This is a genomic window from Actinosynnema sp. ALI-1.44 (assembly GCF_001984155.1).
Lineage (GTDB): Bacteria > Actinomycetota > Actinomycetes > Mycobacteriales > Pseudonocardiaceae > Kibdelosporangium.
Genome location: NZ_MTQO01000047.1, coordinates 408,255 through 426,963, shown reverse-complemented (window position 1 = coordinate 426,963; position 18,709 = coordinate 408,255). Strand labels below are relative to the sequence as shown.

The 18,709-nt window shown below is 68.1% G+C and carries 16 protein-coding genes; 9 read left to right on the top strand and 7 right to left on the bottom strand.

Going from position 1 to position 18,709, the window contains the following annotated elements; all coding sequences use genetic code 11:
• Nucleotides 1–25 precede the first annotated feature (25 nt).
• Complete coding sequence (locus ALI144C_RS27110) at nt 26–1,522, bottom strand: CoA-acylating methylmalonate-semialdehyde dehydrogenase (protein WP_076989965.1); 1,497 nt, start codon at nt 1,520–1,522, stop codon at nt 26–28.
• Nucleotides 1,519–2,835, bottom strand: coding sequence for an aspartate aminotransferase family protein (locus ALI144C_RS27105; RefSeq protein WP_076990086.1), 1,317 nt, complete (start codon nt 2,833–2,835; stop codon nt 1,519–1,521). Before ALI144C_RS27105 ends, ALI144C_RS27110 begins: the two co-directional genes overlap by 4 nt.
• Nucleotides 2,836–2,945: 110 nt before the next feature.
• On the opposite strand from ALI144C_RS27105, the gene ALI144C_RS27100 reads away from it, so the two are divergent.
• Both ALI144C_RS27100 and ALI144C_RS27095 read left to right on the top strand, forming a co-directional pair.
• Nucleotides 2,946–4,571 carry a PucR family transcriptional regulator gene (locus tag ALI144C_RS27100; protein ID WP_076990085.1) on the top strand — a complete coding sequence of 542 codons (1,626 nt, stop codon included), beginning with the start codon at nt 2,946–2,948 and terminating at the stop codon, nt 4,569–4,571.
• 35 nt (nt 4,572–4,606) lie between these two features.
• Nucleotides 4,607–5,026, top strand: a complete 420-nt coding sequence (locus tag ALI144C_RS27095) for an SSI family serine proteinase inhibitor (RefSeq protein WP_076989964.1) — start codon at nt 4,607–4,609, stop codon at nt 5,024–5,026.
• A gap of 65 nt (nt 5,027–5,091) precedes the next feature.
• On the opposite strand, the gene ALI144C_RS27090 is transcribed toward ALI144C_RS27095, so the two are convergent.
• Nucleotides 5,092–6,558, bottom strand: a complete 1,467-nt coding sequence (locus ALI144C_RS27090; protein ID WP_076989963.1) for a S1 family peptidase — start codon at nt 6,556–6,558, stop codon at nt 5,092–5,094.
• A 240-nt stretch (nt 6,559–6,798) separates the two neighbouring features.
• On the opposite strand from ALI144C_RS27090, the gene ALI144C_RS27085 reads away from it, so the two are divergent.
• The 4 genes from ALI144C_RS27085 to ALI144C_RS27070 are packed head-to-tail and all read left to right on the top strand — an operon-like array spanning nt 6,799 to nt 11,525.
• Nucleotides 6,799–8,349 carry an NCS1 family nucleobase:cation symporter-1 gene (locus ALI144C_RS27085; protein ID WP_076989962.1) on the top strand — a complete coding sequence of 517 codons (1,551 nt, stop codon included), beginning with the start codon at nt 6,799–6,801 and terminating at the stop codon, nt 8,347–8,349.
• Nucleotides 8,300–9,142, top strand: a complete 843-nt coding sequence (locus ALI144C_RS27080; protein ID WP_143230887.1) for a nitrilase-related carbon-nitrogen hydrolase — start codon at nt 8,300–8,302, stop codon at nt 9,140–9,142. Before ALI144C_RS27085 ends, ALI144C_RS27080 begins: the two co-directional genes overlap by 50 nt.
• Complete coding sequence (gene hydA, locus ALI144C_RS27075; RefSeq protein ID WP_076989961.1) at nt 9,142–10,527, top strand: dihydropyrimidinase; 1,386 nt, start codon at nt 9,142–9,144, stop codon at nt 10,525–10,527. The genes ALI144C_RS27080 and hydA overlap by 1 nt, the downstream gene beginning before the upstream one ends.
• A gap of 8 nt (nt 10,528–10,535) precedes the next feature.
• Nucleotides 10,536–11,525 (top strand): TIGR03842 family LLM class F420-dependent oxidoreductase, encoded by a 990-nt coding sequence (locus ALI144C_RS27070; protein ID WP_076989960.1) that lies wholly within the window; start codon nt 10,536–10,538, stop codon nt 11,523–11,525.
• Between the two features lie 54 nt (nt 11,526–11,579).
• Here ALI144C_RS27070 and ALI144C_RS27065 read toward each other — a convergent pair whose 3' ends face one another.
• The gene (locus ALI144C_RS27065) at nt 11,580–12,407 is read right to left on the bottom strand and encodes a PPK2 family polyphosphate kinase (RefSeq protein WP_143230886.1); all 828 of its coding nucleotides are present in this window, start codon (nt 12,405–12,407) and stop codon (nt 11,580–11,582) included.
• A 129-nt stretch (nt 12,408–12,536) separates the two neighbouring features.
• Here ALI144C_RS27065 and rocD point away from each other — a divergent pair, with 129 nt between their 5' ends.
• Complete coding sequence (rocD, locus tag ALI144C_RS27060) at nt 12,537–13,742, top strand: ornithine--oxo-acid transaminase (RefSeq protein ID WP_076989958.1); 1,206 nt, start codon at nt 12,537–12,539, stop codon at nt 13,740–13,742.
• On the opposite strand, the gene ALI144C_RS27055 is transcribed toward rocD, so the two are convergent.
• From ALI144C_RS27055 to ALI144C_RS27045, 3 genes are read right to left on the bottom strand one after another with little or no spacing between them, the layout of a single operon-like run.
• Nucleotides 13,714–14,412 (bottom strand): ceramidase domain-containing protein, encoded by a 699-nt coding sequence (locus ALI144C_RS27055; RefSeq protein ID WP_076989957.1) that lies wholly within the window; start codon nt 14,410–14,412, stop codon nt 13,714–13,716. The genes rocD and ALI144C_RS27055 overlap by 29 nt on opposite strands.
• A gap of 29 nt (nt 14,413–14,441) precedes the next feature.
• Nucleotides 14,442–15,932 carry a phytoene desaturase family protein gene (locus tag ALI144C_RS27050; protein WP_076989956.1) on the bottom strand — a complete coding sequence of 497 codons (1,491 nt, stop codon included), beginning with the start codon at nt 15,930–15,932 and terminating at the stop codon, nt 14,442–14,444.
• Nucleotides 15,929–17,548: an ABC-F family ATP-binding cassette domain-containing protein gene (locus ALI144C_RS27045; RefSeq protein WP_076990083.1), complete on the bottom strand. Its 1,620-nt coding sequence runs from the start codon at nt 17,546–17,548 to the stop codon at nt 15,929–15,931. The genes ALI144C_RS27050 and ALI144C_RS27045 overlap by 4 nt, the downstream gene beginning before the upstream one ends.
• A 63-nt stretch (nt 17,549–17,611) precedes the next feature.
• Here ALI144C_RS27045 and ALI144C_RS27040 point away from each other — a divergent pair, with 63 nt between their 5' ends.
• A complete protein-coding gene (locus tag ALI144C_RS27040; protein WP_168211359.1) occupies nt 17,612–18,286 on the top strand; it encodes a phosphatase PAP2 family protein in 675 nt (224 codons plus the stop codon).
• 191 nt (nt 18,287–18,477) lie between these two features.
• The gene (locus ALI144C_RS54680; RefSeq protein ID WP_143230885.1) at nt 18,478–18,702 is read left to right on the top strand and encodes a hypothetical protein; all 225 of its coding nucleotides are present in this window, start codon (nt 18,478–18,480) and stop codon (nt 18,700–18,702) included.
• Nucleotides 18,703–18,709 lie beyond the last annotated feature (7 nt).

The following is an 18,709-nucleotide window of genomic DNA, read 5'->3' as shown; positions in this document are numbered from 1 at the left end:
CTGACCACGCGCGGGCCGGATCGTCCTAGACGTTCCTGGGGAAGCCCAGGTTCACGCCGCCGTGCGAGGGGTCGAGCCACCTGTTGGTGACCACTTTGGACCGGGTGAAGAAGTGGATCCCGTGCGTTCCGTAGGCGTGCGTGTCACCGAACAGCGAGTCCTTCCAGCCGCCGAACGAGTAGTAGCCGACCGGTACCGGGATCGGCACGTTCACGCCGACCATGCCCACCTCGACCTCGTTCTGGAACCGCCGGGCCGCACCGCCGTCGTTGGTGAAGATCGCGGTTCCGTTGCCGTACGGGTTGCTGTTGACCAGGTCCAGCGCCTCGTCGTAGGAGGGCGAACGCACCACCGACAGCACCGGGCCGAAGATCTCGTCGGTGTAGATCGACATGTCCGTGCCCACCCGGTCGAACAGGGTCGGGCCGAGCCAGAACCCCTCGGCCGCTCCGTCCACCGCGTGGCCACGACCGTCGACGGCCAGCGTGGCCCCCGACGCCACACCGGCCTCCACATAGGATTCGACGCGGTCGCGGTGCGCGCGGGTCACCAGTGGTCCCATCTCGCAACCCGTGCGCCTGCCGTCGCCGATGTGCAGCCCGGACATCCTGGACGCGATCTTCGCCACCAACTCGTCGCCGATCGGGTCCACGGCGACCACGACCGAGATGGCCATGCACCGCTCCCCCGCCGAGCCGAACCCGGCCGACACCGCCGCGTCCGCGGCCAGGTCCAGGTCCGCGTCCGGCAGGACGACCATGTGGTTCTTGGCCCCGCCCAACGCCTGCACGCGCTTGCCGTGCTTGGTTCCCGTCTCGTAGACGTACCGGGCGATCGGCGTCGAGCCCACGAACGAAACGGCTTTCACCGTGCGGTGTTCCAGCAGACCGTCGACCGCAACCTTGTCGCCGTGCAGCACGTTCAGCACGCCGTCGGGCAGACCGGCCTCGGCCCAGAGTTCCGCGATGAACACCGCTGCCGACGGGTCCTTCTCCGACGGCTTCAGCACAACCGTGTTGCCGCAGGCGATCGCGTTCGGGACGAACCACAACGGCACCATCGCCGGGAAGTTGAACGGCGAGATCACCGCCACGACACCGAGCGGCTGCTGGATGGAGTACACGTCCACCTTCGTGGAGACGTTCTCACTGAAGCCGCCCTTGAGCAGGTGCGGGATGCCGCAGGCGAACTCGACCGCCTCCAACGCGCGCTGCACCTCGCCCGCCGCGTCGTCGAGCACCTTGCCGTGCTCGGCCGTCACGATCGCGGCGAGGTCGTCCTTGCGCGCCGCGAGCAGCTCGCGGAACTTGAACAGCACGTTGGAACGCTTGGCCAGCGACGCGTCGCGCCACGCGGGGAACGCCGCCGCGGCCGCCGCCACCGCCGAGTCCACTTCGGACTGCGCGGCGAAGTCGACGCGCCCGCTGACCTTCCCGGTCGCCGGGTCGTAGACCTCGCCGGTCCGCTCGGCGACGCCGTCCCACGGCTTGCCGTTGATCCAATGGGTGATCCGCCCGGTCACGCCTTGTTCTCCTTGTCCACGGTCGCGATCGACTCGGTCAGGATGGCGAGGCCCTCCTCGGCCTCGTCCTCGGTCAGGGTCAGCGGCGGCGCCAGCCTGATCACGTTGTTGCGCAGCCCGCCCTTGCCGACGAGCAGCCCACGCGCCTTGGTCTCCTCCAACAGCCTGCTCGCGGCGGCCGGGCTCGGCGAGCTGCCGTCCGGGCCGACCAGCTCGATCCCGATCATCAGGCCCTTGCCGCGCACGTCGGTCACCACCGGGTGCTCGCTGGAGACGTCGCGCAGCCCGTTGATCAGCATGCTGCCCAGCTTGGCGGCGTTGGCCTGCAAGTCCTTGTCCAGCAAGTAGTCGAGCGCCGCCTTCGCGCCCGCGGTGGAGATCGGGTTGCCGCCGAAGGTCGAGATCGAGTTGGCGGTCAGGCAGTCCATCAGGTCGCCGCGCGCCACGATGCCACCGATCGCGAGACCGTTGCCCAGTCCCTTGGCGAACGTCATCGCGTCCGGCACGACACCGTGCGCCTGGATGCCCCAGAAGTGCTCGCCGGTCCTGCCCCACCCCGTCTGCACCTCGTCGGAGACGAACAGGATGCCGTACTCGTCGAGGACTTCCTTCATCGCGCCGAACAGCCCGTCCGGCGGAACGGTGAACCCGCCGACGCCCTGGATCGGCTCGGCGATCATGCAGGCGACGTCACCGGCGGTGGTCACCTCGATGACCTCACGCAGGTCCTCCACACACGCCGCGATGTAGTCCGCGTCGGAGTACGACGCGAACGGCCCGCGCAGCCGGTGGCCACCGTGTACGTAGCTGACCTTCACCGGCGAGAGCGAACTGGCCGACCAGCCGCGGTTGCCCGTGATGCCCATCGCGGCGAAAGTCCTGCCGTGGTAGGAGTTGCGCAACGCCAGGACCTGGTTGGAGCTGCGGTACTGGGTGGCCAGCAGCAGCGCGGCCTCGTTGGCCTCGGTGCCGGAGTTGGTGAAGAAGACCTTGGCGTCCGGGATGCCGGACAGCTCCGCGATCTTCTCAGCCAGCTCCACCTGCTTGCGGATCAGGTACAGCGTGGACGTGTGCAGCACGCCCGAGTCGACCTGGGCCCGCACGGCGTCGCTGATCTCAGGGATGTCGTAGCCGATCGCGTTGGTCAGGATGCCCGCGAAGAAGTCGAGGTACTCCCTGCCCTGCGAGTCGACGACCCGGCGGCCCTGACCGCTGACGATCTCGATCGGGTCCGCGTAGTACAACGACAGCCACTTCGGCAGCACCGCCCGGTGGCGTTGCAGCAGGTCGTGGTCGGACGCGTGTTCAGGCACCACAAGCCTCCAGGATCCGCGGGTTTCCTGTGTCGAGTGTGCTGGCCAACCGGCTCACCCTCTACGGACAACCTGTACCGGAAATCCGGCGAAGGCCTTACATTGTGTGCGTGTACCCGACGGTTGCCGAAGTGCTCGCCCTGCCCGTGATCAGGGAGGGCAAACCCCGCGTCGTCGCCGCGCACGGCGCGTTGGACCGGCGTGTCCGCTGGGTGCACGTAGCCGAGGTAGCCGATTTGGCGCATCTGCTGCGTGGCGATGAGCTCGTGCTCACCACTGGCATCGCGCTGCCGGACGAGCCGGACGGCCTGACCAGGTACGTCGACGAGCTGGCCGACGTGGGTGTCGCGGGCATCGTGGTCGAGTTGCTGCGGCATTGGAGCGACAAACTCCCACCGGCGTTCGTGGCCGCCGCGGAGCACCGCGGCGTGCCGCTGGTGACGTTGTCCGAAGAGACCCGGTTCGTGACCGTGACCGAGTCGATCGTCGGGCTGATCGTGGACGCCCAGGTCGCGGAGCTGCGAGCGGCCGAGCAGGTGCACGAGACGTTCACGGCGCTGACGGTCGCGGGCGCGGAACCAGCCGAGGTGTTGCGCGAGGTCGCACGGACCGCGGGCCTGCCCGTCGTGCTGGAGACGCTGTCGCACGATGTGTTGGCGTACGACACGGCAGGCGGGAACCCCACCGACCTGCTGCGCGATTGGGCCCGCCGGTCCAGAACCGTCCACGTGACCGACCGGACCAGCTACGACTCCGACGCGGGCTGGCTCGTGACCGTGGTCGGGGCGCGTGGCAACGACTGGGGCAGACTCGTGCTGTTGTGCCCACGGGAGCCACAACACCGGCAGGTCGTGGTCGCTGAACGGGCCGCGTCGGCGTTGGCCGTGCACCGGCTGGTCGCGCGGGACCGCGAAGGCCTGGAACGGCACGCGCACCGGACGCTGTTGACGGAAATGCTGGCCACGCCCGGCGCCGACATCAACGCGCGAGCGGCGGCGTTGGGCGTGCCCTTGGAACACCGGAGGCTTGTCGGCGTCGCGGTGCGGCCACGGACCAGCGTGAACCCGGCGCCCGCGATGGCGACGCAGGAGATCCTGCGTGATCTCGCCGAGGCAACGGCGTTGGCGGCCCGGCGCACGCAGACAGCGGCGTTGGTGGGAGTCGTCGACGACACGAGCGTGCGCGCGTTGCTTTCCCTGCCACCCCAAGCCGAAGTCGCCAACGTCCTGCGCAAGCTCACCAAGGAGATGCACCACGCGGCGGGTGCGACGCCCCGCATGGTGCCGGTCGTGATCGCCGTCGGCACCACGGTCGAACGGATCACGAGCGCCCGCCGGACGCTCGTCGAAGCGGCCCACGTCGCGGACGCGGCCTGGAAGTCCACTTCGGACCGGCTGTACCACCGGCTCGACGACGTGCGGCTGCGTGGCCTGCTGCACCTGCTGGCCAACGACGAACGGGTGCTGGCCTTCACCGATCGTGAGCTGGGTCCGCTGATCGCCCGCGACGCCGCACACGGCAGCCGCCTGGTGGAAACGCTGCGGCACTACTGCGAGCAAGGCGGGAACAAGTCGGCGGCGGCCACGGCGGCGCACATGTCCAGAACCGCGTACTACCAGCAACTTTCCCGGATCGAACAGGTGCTGGGAGTGTCGTTGGAGGACCCTGAATCGATGCTGTCGCTCTACGTGGCGCTATTGACCCTGGACGTGCAAGCACATCACCCGACCGAGTAACACAGAGTTATGACCGCAGGGCCGATAGTCGGGGTATGCAGTCTTCTTCCCTCAAACCCCTCGCCGTCGGTGCCTGCGTCTCGGCACTGGCCACGGCGCTGCTGATCGCCCCGGCGTCAGCGGCGTCTCCCTCGTTCCCTACGCTGACGCTGTCGGTACAGGACGAGCACATGCTGATCATCCCGAGCGTGCGGACCCTCGGCTGTGACCAGTTCCCGGAAGCGACAGCGGGAACGCACCCGCGCCGGGAGCAGTCCTGCACGGAGCTGGCGAAGGTGAACGGCGACTTCAAGAAGTTGCCGACCAACTCCGAGCCCAGGATCTGCACGATGGAGTTCAACCCGGTCACCGCTCGGGCCACCGGCACCTACAAGGGCAAGCGCGTGGACTTCGAAGCGGTGTACTCGAACCCGTGTGTGGCCGCTGCGGACAGCAGCGACATCTTCCGCTGGTGACCTTGCGCTGAAGGGAAGCAGGCCCCCGCCGGCAGGGTAGGCGGGGGCCTGCGATTCCCCCTCACTCACTGAGGCTTGGAGACTCCCAGCGTGTAGGAGCCGGAACCGCTGTACGCGTGCACGCGGTACCGGTAGGTCCCCGCGGTGCCGTTGTAGTTGACGGTCTCCACGTTCTGCGGACTGTCCGACTTGGCGACGACGCTCCACGTCGAACCGTTCCGCTTCTCCAGGTACAGATCGAAATCCGTACCGGCCGGGGCGTTGAGGCACCCGACGTGCGCACCGGAACCGGTTGTGGTGTACGAACCGCCGGTCGGCTGGTAGACGCTCTGGTTCGACGTGAGCGAACCGTTGTAGGTGTTCTGCGGGTTCTGGCAGGTGCCGGGTCCAGGCCCGCCACCGTCGGTCACCAGCGTCAACCCGTAGGTCTGCAGGATCTCGTTCACCGGCTGGAAGTACGTCGTCCCGCCGGAGCGGCAGTTGCCCGATCCACCGGACGTCACGCCCTGAGCCTGGTTGCCGGCCAGCAGGGAGCCGCCGGAGTCACCGGGTTCCGCGCACACGTTCGTCTGGATCAGCCCCGAGACCGTCCCCTGCGGGTAGCTCACCGAGGAGTTGCGGGCACGGATCGTGCCGCAGTGCCACCCTGTCGTCGACCCGGATCGGCAGACGGTCGCGCCCACGGCGGCGTCCTGCGAACCCGCGACGGCGACCGTGCCGTTCGAGTAGTTGTTCACCAGGCCACGCGGGGTGTTGCCCGCCGCGACCTGGACCCAGGCGTAGTCGTTGCCGGGGAAGCTCGACCCGCGGAACGTGCCGCTCGGCTGGGTTGTCGACGCGCCCGTCGTTCCGCAGTGACCCGCGGTGACGAAGCCGCCGTTGACCGAGAAGCCCACCGAGCACCGGGTTCCGCTGCCGATGTAGTAGGCGTTCCCGCCCACGACGTCGATCAGCGGTCGCGGTGACTCGTCGCTCGCCTCGACGCGGACGGCTGTCATGTCCGCGCCGCTGGCCGCGGCGAACTGGTATGCCGCGCGGTAGGCCGACGGCCGGGACTTGACCACGACGCTGTTGCTGGCCGGGTCGACGAACCAGCCCGGCACCGACTTCGGCGCGGCCGTCGCGTTGGCGTCCAACCTGGACTTGACGGCGTCCAGGTGTCCTTCGGTACGCCCGACAAGGCGTGCCTGCCCGCCTGCCGCGCGCACGGCGTCGGCGGACTTCGCGTCGGTGACCCCGACGACGAGTTTGCCCTCGTCGATCCACGCGCCGCCAAAAGTCGACGGCATGCGTTTGCGAAGCGTGCTCCCGGTGTCGCTCGCCACCTTGTCGGCGGCCAGCCGGGCCCTGGCGGCGTCGGGGTTCAGTCCCGTGTCGCGTTGCAGAGCGGTCAGCACTTCAGGAGCGAGGTCCGTCGCCGTGGCGGTGGCTGGGACCGGAGCGGCGTCCGCGGTACCCGTCAGGGTGGCGATCGCCAGCAGCGCGATCGTCGCCATGGCGGTCCGGGACGCACGGGGTAAGAGGTGGGACATGCCGGTATCTCCTTCACGGTGCAGGGTTTGGGATACGGCAGGGCCCCAACGTAACCAGGCAAATCGCCACAACCGACACCGTTCTGCCCATAAGGGTGACTGATGGCGCATCGGTCGAAGGATCAGAACGCAACATACATACTGTTCATCGTATGGTCGAACGGCGCACACAGTGACTCTGCCGTCGTCAGAGCCGCCGCGATGAGATGCCCGGATACCCACGACGCGGGGGAGTGACCAGTGGCTGGATCCCAGTTGACCCATCCCGACGGCAGGGTGGATCTGATCGACTCGTCCGGTATCGCGGCCAGCCGCTTCTACAACCCGGAACTCGCACCCGTGCCGGTCGAGGGCAGGCACTGGTCGACGTACAACTACTTCGCGCTGTGGATGGGCATGGCCCACAACATCCCCAGTTACACGCTGGCGGCCTCGCTGATCGCGCTGGGCATGGACTGGGTGCAGGCGTTCCTGACGATCACGCTGGGCAACCTGATCGTGCTGGTCCCGATGTTGCTCAACAGCCATTCGGGCACCAAGTACGGCATCCCGTTCCCCGTTTTCGCCCGCGCCTTCTACGGTGTGCGCGGCGCGAACCTGGCGGCGCTGCTGCGCGCGTTCATCGCGTGCGCGTGGTTCGGGATCCAGACGTGGGTCGGCGGTGAGGCGCTGTACGTAATCGTCGGCAAACTCGCGGGCAGCGGCTGGATCAACGCGGCCGCGGTCGGTGGCCAGCCGTGGACGCTGTGGCTGTGCTTCGGGTTGTTCTGGGTCGTGCAGATGCTGATCATCTGGCGGGGCATGGAGGCGATCCGGCGGTTCGAGAACTGGACCGCGCCGCTGGTGTCGGTCGGTTTCCTGATCCTGCTGGCGTACGTGGTGATCAAGGCGGGCGGGTTCGGCCCGATCCTGTCCGAGCCGTCCAAGCTGGGCTGGGGTGGCGACTTCTGGAAGGTGTTCGCGCCCGCGCTGATGGGCATGATCGCGTTCTGGTCGACGCTCTCGCTGAACATGCCGGACTTCACCCGGTTCGGCGGCAGCCAGCGCAAGCAGGTCACCGGTCAGATCCTCGGCCTGCCGACGACGATGTCGTTCATCGCGATCGTGGCCATCCTGACCACGTCCGGCGCGATGTCGCTCTACGGCGAGGCGATCTGGGACCCGGCGAAGCTGGCCAGCCGGTTCGACAGCCCGATCCTGGTCGTCATCGCGTTGATCGCGTTGGTGCTGGCGACCGTGTCGGCGAACCTGGCGGCCAATGTGGTCAGTCCGTCGTACGACTTCTCCAACGCCTTCCCCAAGCGGATCACGTTCGCGATGGGCGGCCTGATCACCGGTGTGATCGGCATCCTGATCCAGCCGTGGCGGCTGATCTCGGACCCGAGCATCTACATCTTCGCGTGGCTGGGTTTCTACGGCGGGCTGCTCGCCGCGATCGCGGGTGTGTTCGTCGCGGGGTACTGGACGCTGGCCAAGACCAAGCTGAAGCTGGCCGACCTGTACAAGGACGGCGAAGGCGCGTACTGGTTCAACGGCGGCTGGAACTGGCGGGCGGTCGTCGCGACGCTGCTCGCGGGCCTGCTCGCGATCGGCGGGGCGTACGGCGGGCCGTTCCCCGCGGACGGGCTGATCCCGTTGCTCAAGCCGCTCTACGACTACAGCTGGGTGGTCGGCGCCGTTGTCGGCTACGTCGTCTACCTGGTGCTTTCCGTCAACACCAAGCACACCGAGGAGGAACGAAGTGCCGCAGATCGTTCGAGCCGGATTGATCCAGCAGCGGTGGACGGGTGACAAGGACTCGATGATCGCGGCCGCGGTGGACCACATCGCGACCGCGGCCTCGCAGGGAGCCCAGGTGGTCTGCCTGCAGGAGCTGTTCTACGGCCCGTACTTCTGCCAGGTGCAGGACACGGACTACTACTCCTACACGGAGCGGATCCCCGACGGCCCGACCACCAAGCTGATGCAGGAGGTCGCCCGCAACCACGGCGTCGTGCTCGTCGTACCGATGTACGAGCAGGAGCAGCCGGGCGTCTACTTCAACACCGCCGCGGTGATCGACGCCGACGGCACGTACCTCGGCATGCACCGCAAGAACCACATCCCGCAGGTGAAGGGCTTCTGGGAGAAGTTCTACTTCCGGCCGGGCAACCTCGGCTACCCGGTGTTCGACACCGCGGTCGGCCGGATCGGCGTGTACATCTGCTACGAACGGCACTTCCCCGAGGGCTGGCGGGCGTTGGGCCTGGCGGGTGCGCAGATCGTGTTCAACCCGTCGGCCACGAGCCGTGGCCTGTCGGAGTACCTGTGGCGGCTCGAACAGCCCGCGGCGGCCGTGGCGAACGAGTACTACGTCGGCACGATCAACCGCGTCGGCGTGGAACCGCTGGGTGACAACGACTTCTACGGTCAGTCGTACTTCGTGGATCCGCGCGGGCAGCTCGTCGGGGACGCGGCGTCGGACACCGAGGAGGAAGTGGTCGTCCGCGATCTGGACATGGACCGGCTGGCCGAGGTCCGCGACCTGTGGCAGTTCTACCGCGACCGCAGGCCGGACACCTACGACGGCCTGGTGAAGCCCTGATGCGAATCCTGATCAAGGGCGGGACCGTGCTCAGCTCGACCGGCGCGATCACCGCCGACGTGCTGGTCGACGGCGAGACGGTCGCGGCGCTCTCGGCGCCGGGCATCGAGTGGCAGGCAGACAAGGTGATCGACGCGACCGGCAAGTACGTGCTGCCGGGCGGGATCGACGGGCACACGCACATGGAGATGCCGTTCGGCGGGACGTCGTCGCACGACACGTTCGAGACCGGCACGATCGCGGCCGCGTGGGGCGGCACAACCACGATCGTCGACTTCGCCGTGCAGGCGAAGGGAACCACCTTGCAGTCCACTCTGGACAAGTGGCACAGCAAGGCCGACGGCAACTGCGCCATCGACTACGGGTTCCACATGATCGTGTCGGACGTCGACGACACGTCGCTCAAGGAGATGCAGACCTGCGTCGACCAGGGCGTGAACAGCTTCAAGATGTTCATGGCCTACCCGGGCGTGTTCTACGCGACCGACGGCGAGATCCTACGGGCGATGCAGCGCGCCGAGAACATCGGCGGCCTGATCATGATGCACGCCGAGAACGGCATCGCGATCGACGAGCTCGTGGCACAGGCGTTGCGGGAGGGCAGGACCGATCCGGTCCAGCACGGGCTGACGCGTCCCTCGGCGCTGGAGGGCGAGGCGACGTCCCGGGCCATCACGCTGGCCAAGGTGACCGGATCGCCGCTGTACATCGTGCACCTGTCGGCGGCCGAGGCGCTCGAAGCGGTGGCACAGGCCCGGAACACCGGCCAGAACGTGTTCGCCGAGACGTGCCCGCAGTACCTGTACCTGTCCATCGAGGACCTGGCCAAGCCGGACTTCGAGGGCTCGAAGTACGTCGCCTCTCCCCCGCTGCGCCCCAAGGAGCACCAGGCGTCGCTGTGGAACGGGCTGCGCACCAACGACCTGTCGGTGGTGTCGACCGACCACTGCCCGTTCTGCTTCAACGAGCAGAAGGAGCTCGGCCGGGGCGACTTCTCCAAGATCCCCAACGGGATCCCCGGTGTCGAGCACCGGATGGACCTGCTGCACCAAGGGGTGGTCGCCGGGGAGATCTCGCTCGCGCGTTGGGTCGAGATCACGTCGACCACGCCTGCCCGGATGTTCGGCCTGTACCCGCGCAAGGGAACGATTTCCCCGGGCTCGGACGCGGACATCGTGGTGTACGACCCGGCGGCGAAGCAGACGTTGTCGGTGGAGACACATCACATGAACGTCGACTACTCGGCATACGAGGGCATGGAGATCACTGGCAAGGTGGACACCGTGCTGTCCCGTGGCCGGGTCGTGGTGGAGGGCGACGCCTTCCACGGTTCGGCCGGGCACGGCCAGTTCCTGTCCCGCGACCTCTGTCAGTACCTGAACTAGGAGCCCCGATGGACATCGGCGTCGTACTGCAGACCGATCCGCCCGCGACCGAGGTCGTGCGGCTGATGAAGGCCGCCGACGAGCGGGGCTTCACCTACGGGTGGACGTTCGACTCGGTGGTGCTGTGGCAGGAACCGTTCGTGATCTACTCGCAGATCCTCGCGGCGACGAAGAACCTGACCGTCGGCCCGATGGTGACCAACCCGTCCACACGGGACTGGTCGGTGACGGCGTCGCTGTTCGCCACGCTGAACGACATGTTCGGCAACCGGACGGTGTGCGGGATCGGTCGCGGCGACTCGGCCAGGCGAGTGATCGGCCGGAAACCGGCGACGCTGGCGACCCTGCGCGACGCCATGCACGTGATCAAGGAGCTCGCCGAGGGCCGCGAGGTGGAGCACCACGGCACGCCCGTGCGCATCCCGTGGGTGCGTGACGGCCAACTGGGGATGTGGATGGCCGCGTACGGCCCGAAGGCGTTGCAGCTTGTCGGTGAGCACGCTGACGGGTTCATCCTGCAGACAGCCGACCCGGCCATCACCCGGTGGACGATCGGCGCCGTGCGGGACGCGGCGACGGCGGCGGGCCGGGATCCGTCGGAGATCACCATGTGCGTGGCGGCTCCCGCCTACGTCGGCGAAGACGTCGCGCACCAGCGCGACCAGTTGCGGTGGTTCGGCGGCATGGTCGGCAACCACGTCGCGGACCTCGTGGAGCGCTACGGCGATTCCGGGCCGGTACCGCACGAGCTGACCGACTACATCAAGGGCAGGGAGAGCTACGACTACGCCCACCACGGCAAGGCGGGCAACCCGTCGACCGACTTCGTCCCCGACGGGATCGTCGACCGCTTCTGCCTGGTCGGCCCCGAGTCGGCGCACATCGAGCGGCTGCAGGAGCTCAAGGAGCTCGGAGTCGACCAGTTCTCGCTGTACCTGATGCACGACCAGCGCGACGAGACGCTCAACGCCTACGGCAAGATCCTCGAAAAGCTCTGAAGAAACCTCGTGGGTGTTTCGCCGGGGAGAACCCCGGTGGACACTCACGAGGTCTCACTCGGCTTCTTTCACCCGTTCGAGTTCCGCTTCCACGTCGAACGGCGGCTCGGGGAACTGCGGGTCCATGCTTTCCAGCGTCTCCAGCAGCAGCTGTGAGACCGCCCAGTTGCGGTACCACTTGTGGTCGGACGGGACGACGAACCACGGCGCGGTGTCGGTGTCGCAGCGGCTCAGCGCGTCGGTGTACGCGTCCTGGTAGTCGTCCCACTTGGCTCGGGCGTCGAGGTCCGCGGGGTTGTACTTCCAGAGCTTGTTCGGGCGCTCCAGCCTGGCGATCAGCCGCTTGCGCTGCTCCTCGCGGGAGATGTGCAGGAAGCACTTCACCATCGTGATCCCGCTGTCGGCCAGCTCCTGCTCGAAGGCGTTGATCTGGTCGTAGCGCTTCTCCCACGTGTCCGGCTTGACCAGGCTGTCGACCCTGGCGATGAGCACGTCCTCGTAGTGCGAGCGGTCGAAGACGCCGATCATGCCGGGGGTCGGCAGCCCACGGCGGACGCGCCACAGGAAGTCGTGCTTCAACTCGGCGCGGGTCGGCTTCTTGAACGACTTGATGTGCAACCCCTGCGGGTTGACCAGGCCGCAGGCGTGCCGGATCGTGCCGCCCTTGCCCGAGGTGTCCATGCCTTGCAGCACGAGCAGCACGCTCTGGGACGCACTCGCGTACAGGGCCTCCTGCAACCGGTCGAGCTGGTCGGCGGTGGCCTGCAGTTGCTTCGCCGCGTTCGACTTCGAGGTCGGGCCGACCGGCTGGTCTCCCGGTTCGATGCCGCTTTTCTTGCCACGCCGGAACCGCAGCGCGTCCCGTACACGTCCCATACCCATCCCGGGAGACTATCCAATCTTGAACCAGAACAACGATCGAACGCGAAAACCGTGAATCACGCAACGAATCCTCACTGCAAGCAACGGCCAGCGGATGAAATCGCCGTCAACAGGGCTTAACCTGTCGATATGACTGTGGACGCCGCCACCACCCGTGACTACATCGCCCTCGACGAGCGCTGGAGCACGCACAACTACCACCCGCTGCCCGTGGTGCTCGCCGAGGGCGAGGGCGCATGGATGACCGATGTGGACGGTCGGCGCTACCTCGACTTCCTCGCCGGCTACTCCGCGCTGAACTTCGGCCACCGGCACCCCGACCTCGTCGCCGCGGCCAAGGCGCAGCTCGACCGGCTGACGCTGACCAGCCGGGCGTTCCACCACGACCAGTTCGGCCTGTTCTGCCGCGAGCTGGCCGAGCTGACCGGCACCGAGATGGTGCTGCCGGCCAACTCGGGCGCCGAGGCGGTCGAGTCCGCGGTGAAGGTCGCCCGGAAGTGGGCGTACCAGGTCAAGGGCGTGCCGGACGGCACCGCGGAGATCGTGGTCGCCGGGGCCAACTTCCACGGCCGCACCACGACGATCATCTCCTTCTCCACCGACGCGGACGCCCGCAACGACTTCGGCCCGTTCACCCCCGGCTTCAAGGTCGTGCCGTACGGCGACATCGACGCGTTGCGGTCGGCGATCACCGAGAACTCGGCGGCCGTCCTGCTGGAGCCGATCCAGGGCGAGGCGGGCGTGGTCGTCCCGCCGAAGGGCTACCTCGCCGAGGTCCGACAGATCTGCGACGACACCAACACCCTGTTCATCGCCGACGAGGTCCAGTCCGGCCTGGCCAGGACCGGCTCCATGCTGGCGCTCGACCACGAAGGCATCCGCGCGGACCTGTACACCCTGGGCAAGGCGCTGGGCGGCGGGATCATGCCGGTGTCGGCGGTGGTCGGTCGCGCGGACGTGCTCGGCAGGCTCAAGCCGGGCGAGCACGGCTCCACGTTCGGCGGCAACCCGCTGGCGTGCGCGGTCGGCCGCGCGGTCGTCAAACTGCTGGCCACGGGCGAGTTCCAGGAGCGGTCGCGTGAGCTGGGTGCGTACCTGCACTCGCGGCTGGGCGAACTGGACGGCGTGGCCGAGGTCCGCGGCCGTGGCCTGTGGGCGGGCGTGCAGATCGCCGAAGGCGGCCCGGCCGGGCGCCAGGCGTCCGAGGCGCTGATGAAGCTCGGTGTGCTGTGCAAGGAAACCCAGGAGATGACGCTCCGCGTGGCGCCGCCACTGGTGATCACCCGTGAGGAGATCGACTTCGGCGTCAACGCGATCGCTGAGGTTCTCGGCTAGAGATCTGACGCCAGCGCACGACCGCCGCGTGTGTGACGAGGTACAGCACGATCCCGTTGAGGGTGTGCCAGATGTAGTGGGTGCCGATCGGCACCTCGTCACACAGCGGTTGGTCGAGCGTGCGGGAGGTCAGCGAGACCGCGAAGACCAGCGCCGTGCCCAGGTACCAGGGCCAGTGGACCTTGCGGTCCTCGTGCCGGGAGAACAGCAGCAGTCCCCCGAGGACGACCAGGCCGAGGACCGCGGCCAGGTAGCTGCCCGGCATGCCGATCGGCAGCACCGAGAAGAGCCCGACGAACGCCAGGAAAACAGGTGCCGCGATCCACGCCCGTGACCACGGCAGGTCCCAGTACAACCGGGCCCACAGCACGATGAAGTAGACCATGAACACCCCGATCGACCCGCTGTCCAGCACCAGGCCCCACCGGGTCGCCGTGGTGTGGAACGCGCTGCTGCCGAAGAAGATCACGAAGATCAGCACCGGCAACGCGTACAGTTCGCCCGCTGGTCGGCCCGACGCCTGCCCCGACGCCTGCACTGTCCGGCGGATGACCAGCCACGCGGCGACAGAGGCGATCAGGAACGAGACGTTGCTGACGGCGTTGAGCGGCTCACTCCAAAAAGAACCGTCAGTCCGCTCGCAGTAGTTGTCCACGTACTCGCGCTGCATGCGTCACGAGTACCACGAACAACGCTGTCTCAGCGACTTCTCAGCGCCGACTTTTCCAGCACAGCCATTGCCGCGTTGTGCCCTGGGATCCCGCTCACACCGCCGCCACGCTGCGCACCGGCACCACAAAGCAAAACCCGGTCGTGTGCGGTCTCCACACCCCACGCGCCTTCCTCGCCGTACGGCCAGGACAGGTCCTTGTGGAAGATGTGACCTGCGGGCAGGCCGAGTTCGTTCTCCAGGTCGACCGGAGTCTTGGCCTCGACACAACCCGGCTGCACGCAGTCGGCAATGGGCTCGTCCAGCACGCTGTCCAACGACCGCAACGTCGCCCGCAGGGCCTCCTCACGGGCGTTCTCGTTGTCCTCGCGGAACAACCGGGCGGGCATGTGCAGCCCGAACAGGGTCAGGGTGTGCACGCCCGCCGCTTGGGCCGCCGGTCCGAGGATGGACGGATCGGTCAGGGAATGGCAGTAGATCTCGCACGGCGGCAGGCTGGGGATCCGGCCCGCGGCGGCCTCCCGGTACGCCGTCTCGAGTTGCCGGTAGCTCTCGTTGACGTGGAACGTCCCGGCGAAGGCGGCCCGTGGGTCGACGGTGCTGTCCTTGAGCCGGGGCAGCCTGCGCACCACCATGTTCACCTTGAGTTGGGCGCCTTCTGGTTGCACGTCAGGCGTTTCCCCCATCAGGGCGCTGAGGGTGGCCGGTGCGACGTTGGCGAGAACGTGTCCACCTGCGACGGTGTGTTCGTCGTCGCCGAGCCGGTAGGTCACCTCGCCGTCCGGGTCGATCGCGGTCACCTCCGCGCCGGTCACGATCCGCGCACCCGCTTGTGCGGCGGCCCTGGCCAACTCGGCCGTGACCGCGCCCATCCCGCCGACCGGCACGTCCCAGTCGCCCGTGCCGTTGCCGATCACGTGGTAGAGGAAACACCGGTTCTGCCGCAGCGACGGGTCGTCCGCGGGCGCGAAGGTGCCGATCAGCGCGTCGGTCAGCACGATTCCCCTGATCGTGTCGTCGGTGAAGGTGGACTCGATCACCTCGCTCAACGGCTGCTCGAACAACGCGTTCCACGCGTGGTCGTCGCCGACGCGTTCGCGCAACTGGCTCTTGGTGGGCAGCGGCTCGGTCAGCGTCGGGAAGACCCGCTCGGCGACCGAGCCCGTCATCGCGTAGAACCGTTGCCAGGCATCGGCATCCGCGCCGAGCGACGCCGGGTCGCCGCCGAGGATCCCGCCCGAGCCGACCGGGGTGTACGACGAGACCGTGCGCTTGCGCAATTCGACGCGCAGGCCCAGGTCGTCGACGATCTTGCGGGGCAGCAGCCTGACGAGGTACGAGTAGCGCGACAGCCGGACGTCGACCGACTCGAACGCGCGGAACGACACCGCCGCGCCGCCCACCTCGGCCCGCCGCTCCAGCACGAGCACCGACAGCCCGGCACGCGCCAGGTACGCCGCCGCGACCAGTCCGTTGTGCCCACCACCCACGACAACCGCGTCCACCCCGGCATCGTTCATCGCGCTCGCCGCACCCTCTCCTCGTCCCACACCGGCTCGTCCACTTCGGACACGGCACCGTCCGAGCGGAACAGCACGAACCGGTCGAAGGACCGGGCGAACCACCGGTCGTGCGTCACCGCGACGACGGTACCGGTGAACTCGGCCAGCGCGGCCTGCAAAGCCTCGGCTGAGTTCAGGTCGAGGTTGTCGGTCGGCTCGTCGAGCAGCAGCAGGGTCGCGCCGGACAGCTCCAGCAGCAACACCTGCAACCGTGCCTGCTGGCCACCGGACAGCGTCTCGAACCGCTGGTCGTTCTGCCCCGCGAGGCCGTACCGGGACAGCGCGGCGATCGCCGAGTCGCGGTCGATGCCCGATCGTGTCTCGTCGCCCTGCCACAGGATGTCCACCAACGTCCGGCCCACCCACTCCGGGTGCTGGTGCGTCTGCGCGAACAAGCCCGGCACGACCCGGGCACCGAGCTTGGCCACGCCGTTGTGGGTGACGGGATCCCCCGCGAGCAGCCGCAGGAAGTGGCTCTTGCCCGAGCCGTTGGAGCCGAGCACGCACACCCGGTCGGCGAAGAACACCTCCAGGTCGAACGGCTTCATCAAGCCGGTCAGCTCCAGGTTCTCGCAGGTGATCGCCCTGATCCCGGTCCGGCCGCCGCGCAGCCGGGGCTTGAGCCGTTCCTGCTTGGGCGGCAGCGGCGGCGGGCCCGCCTCCTCGAACTTGCGCAGCCGCGTCTGCGCGGCCTGGTACCGCGACGACATCCCGTCGTTGTAGCTGGCCTGCTGGCGCAACGTGATCACGAGCTGGCGCAGCTGGGCGTGTTTCTCGTCCCAGCGGGTGCGTTGTTCGGCGATGCGCTCCCAGCGAGCCTCCCTGGCCTCGTGCCACGTGCCGAACCCACCCGGATGCACCCACGCGCTGCCGCCTTCGACGGTGACGACGTGTGTGGCGGCGACCGCCAGGAGCTCACGGTCGTGGCTGACGAGCAGGACGGCCTTGGACGTCTCCGCCAGCCGCTCCTCCAGCCACCGTTTGCCCGGCACGTCGAGGTAGTTGTCCGGCTCGTCCAGCAGCAGCACCTGCTCGGGGCCGCGCAGCAACGCCTCCAGCACGAGCCGCTTCTGCTCACCGCCGGACAGCGTCTTCACGCCCCGGTACTTCGCACGGTCATACGGCACGCCCAGCGCCGCGACCGTCACGGTGTCCCATAGGACTTCCGCGGCGTATCCGCCTGACTCGCCCCATGCGGCGAGCGCTTCGGCGTAGCGCATCTGCACCGGTTCGCTGTCGTCCTCCATCAGCACGAGCTCGACGGCGTCCAGTTCCTCCGCTGCCTTCCGCAGCGGGGTCGGCGCCGCCGCGAGCAACAGGTCACGCACGGTCCGGTCGTCGCGGACCGAGCCGACGAACTGGGGCATGACCGCCATTCCGCCCTCGACGCGTACGCCGCCGTCCAGCGCGGAGAGCTCGCCGCCGAGGATCCGCAACAGTGTGGTCTTGCCGACACCGTTCGCGCCGACGATCGCCACCACAGATCCCGCGCTCACGCGAAACGTGACGTCACGGAACAGTTCTCGCCCGTCGGGCAGCCGGTATGCGAGCGCGGTCGCGTCAAGGAATCCCACCGCCGGATGGTGCACACAGTGGTGCCTCGATCGCGAACGGTTTTCGTCCGGCATAGTGGAACGGTGCAGCCGATCACCCGACTCGTTCCGCGCGGACTCGTCCCGCTGATCGTGGTCCTCGCCTCGGTCTGTGCCCTGGTGGTCACCACGTTGGGCCTGATCTTCGCGGGTCAGCGGACCGGCACTGCCGTGGACGACTCCGTCCACTGGGCGGTGTACCGGCAGTTCGTCGGCGAACGGGGCCTGCTGCAGGCGATGCTGACGCCCACAGAGCCCGTCCTCCTGGTCATCGTGATCGGCCTGATCGTGATGGTCGCGGTCGCCCGGGGACGGCCCCGGCTGGCCGTTCTCGCCGTCGCCGCGCCGCTGCTCTCGGCCGTGTTCAGCAGCGCTGTGCTGAAGCCCGCGTTCGGCCGGACGATCAACAACGGGTCACTCGCGTTCCCGAGCGGTCACACCGCCACCATGGTCGCCGTGCTGACCGTGTTGGTGATAGCCACGGTCACGACGCGCACGACTGTGCTCGTGCTGACCGCCGTAGGTGCGCTCGTCGTCGCGGTCATCGGCGCGACGGCGCTCGTGGGCATGAAGTACCACTACGTCACGGACACCGTCGGCGGTGCGTGTGTGGCCATCGCGACTGTGCTCACGGTCGCCCTGGTCATCGACCGTGTCGCCGATCGGCGCGTGCGGAAGTCCGTGCCGGTCGAGCAGCCCGCCACCAGCGGGACGCGGTGAGCCCCACACGTTGACGCCCGCCGAAGGCAAGCTCCGCTACGGCCGTTCCACGAGTCGAGATGACGGCGCAACGGGCATTTACGCACGTTATGGCGCGTATGGTCCTCGTAAAATAGGGGTGGCGCTGTGAGTGTGCTTGCGCACCCGGCGTAACCTTGTCGCATCATCCACGGCGACGGAAGGACGGCGGTGTGACTGATACACCGATCTACGACCAACTCCGCCTCGAACTGAGCTCGCGACGCGCCGTGGCCGACCCTCCACCGCCCCCTCCTGCCAAACAAACCCCGCCCAGGCCGAGAACCCGTGCGGAGCGCGTGCAGGCCGCGCCCACGGTCAGGTCCGCGCCTCCCGCCGAGGAGACGCGCAAACCGGTCTCGGTCTGGACTTTGGTCAACGCCAACCGCAGGAGCTGAGCGCAAG

Excerpts from the sequence above, each read along its gene's own strand:
- ALI144C_RS27095 (WP_076989964.1), top strand. The coding sequence starts at position 4,607 with ATGCAGTCTTCTTCCCTCAAACCCCTCGCCGTCGGTGCCTGCGTCTCG.
- ALI144C_RS27050 (WP_076989956.1), bottom strand. The coding sequence starts at position 15,932 with ATGAACGATGCCGGGGTGGACGCGGTTGTCGTGGGTGGTGGGCACAAC.
- ALI144C_RS27090 (WP_076989963.1), bottom strand. The coding sequence starts at position 6,558 with ATGTCCCACCTCTTACCCCGTGCGTCCCGGACCGCCATGGCGACGATC.
- rocD (WP_076989958.1), top strand. The coding sequence starts at position 12,537 with ATGACTGTGGACGCCGCCACCACCCGTGACTACATCGCCCTCGACGAG.
- ALI144C_RS27055 (WP_076989957.1), bottom strand. The coding sequence starts at position 14,412 with ATGCAGCGCGAGTACGTGGACAACTACTGCGAGCGGACTGACGGTTCT.
- hydA (WP_076989961.1), top strand. The coding sequence starts at position 9,142 with ATGCGAATCCTGATCAAGGGCGGGACCGTGCTCAGCTCGACCGGCGCG.
- ALI144C_RS27070 (WP_076989960.1), top strand. The coding sequence starts at position 10,536 with ATGGACATCGGCGTCGTACTGCAGACCGATCCGCCCGCGACCGAGGTC.
- ALI144C_RS27065 (WP_143230886.1), bottom strand. The coding sequence starts at position 12,407 with ATGGGTATGGGACGTGTACGGGACGCGCTGCGGTTCCGGCGTGGCAAG.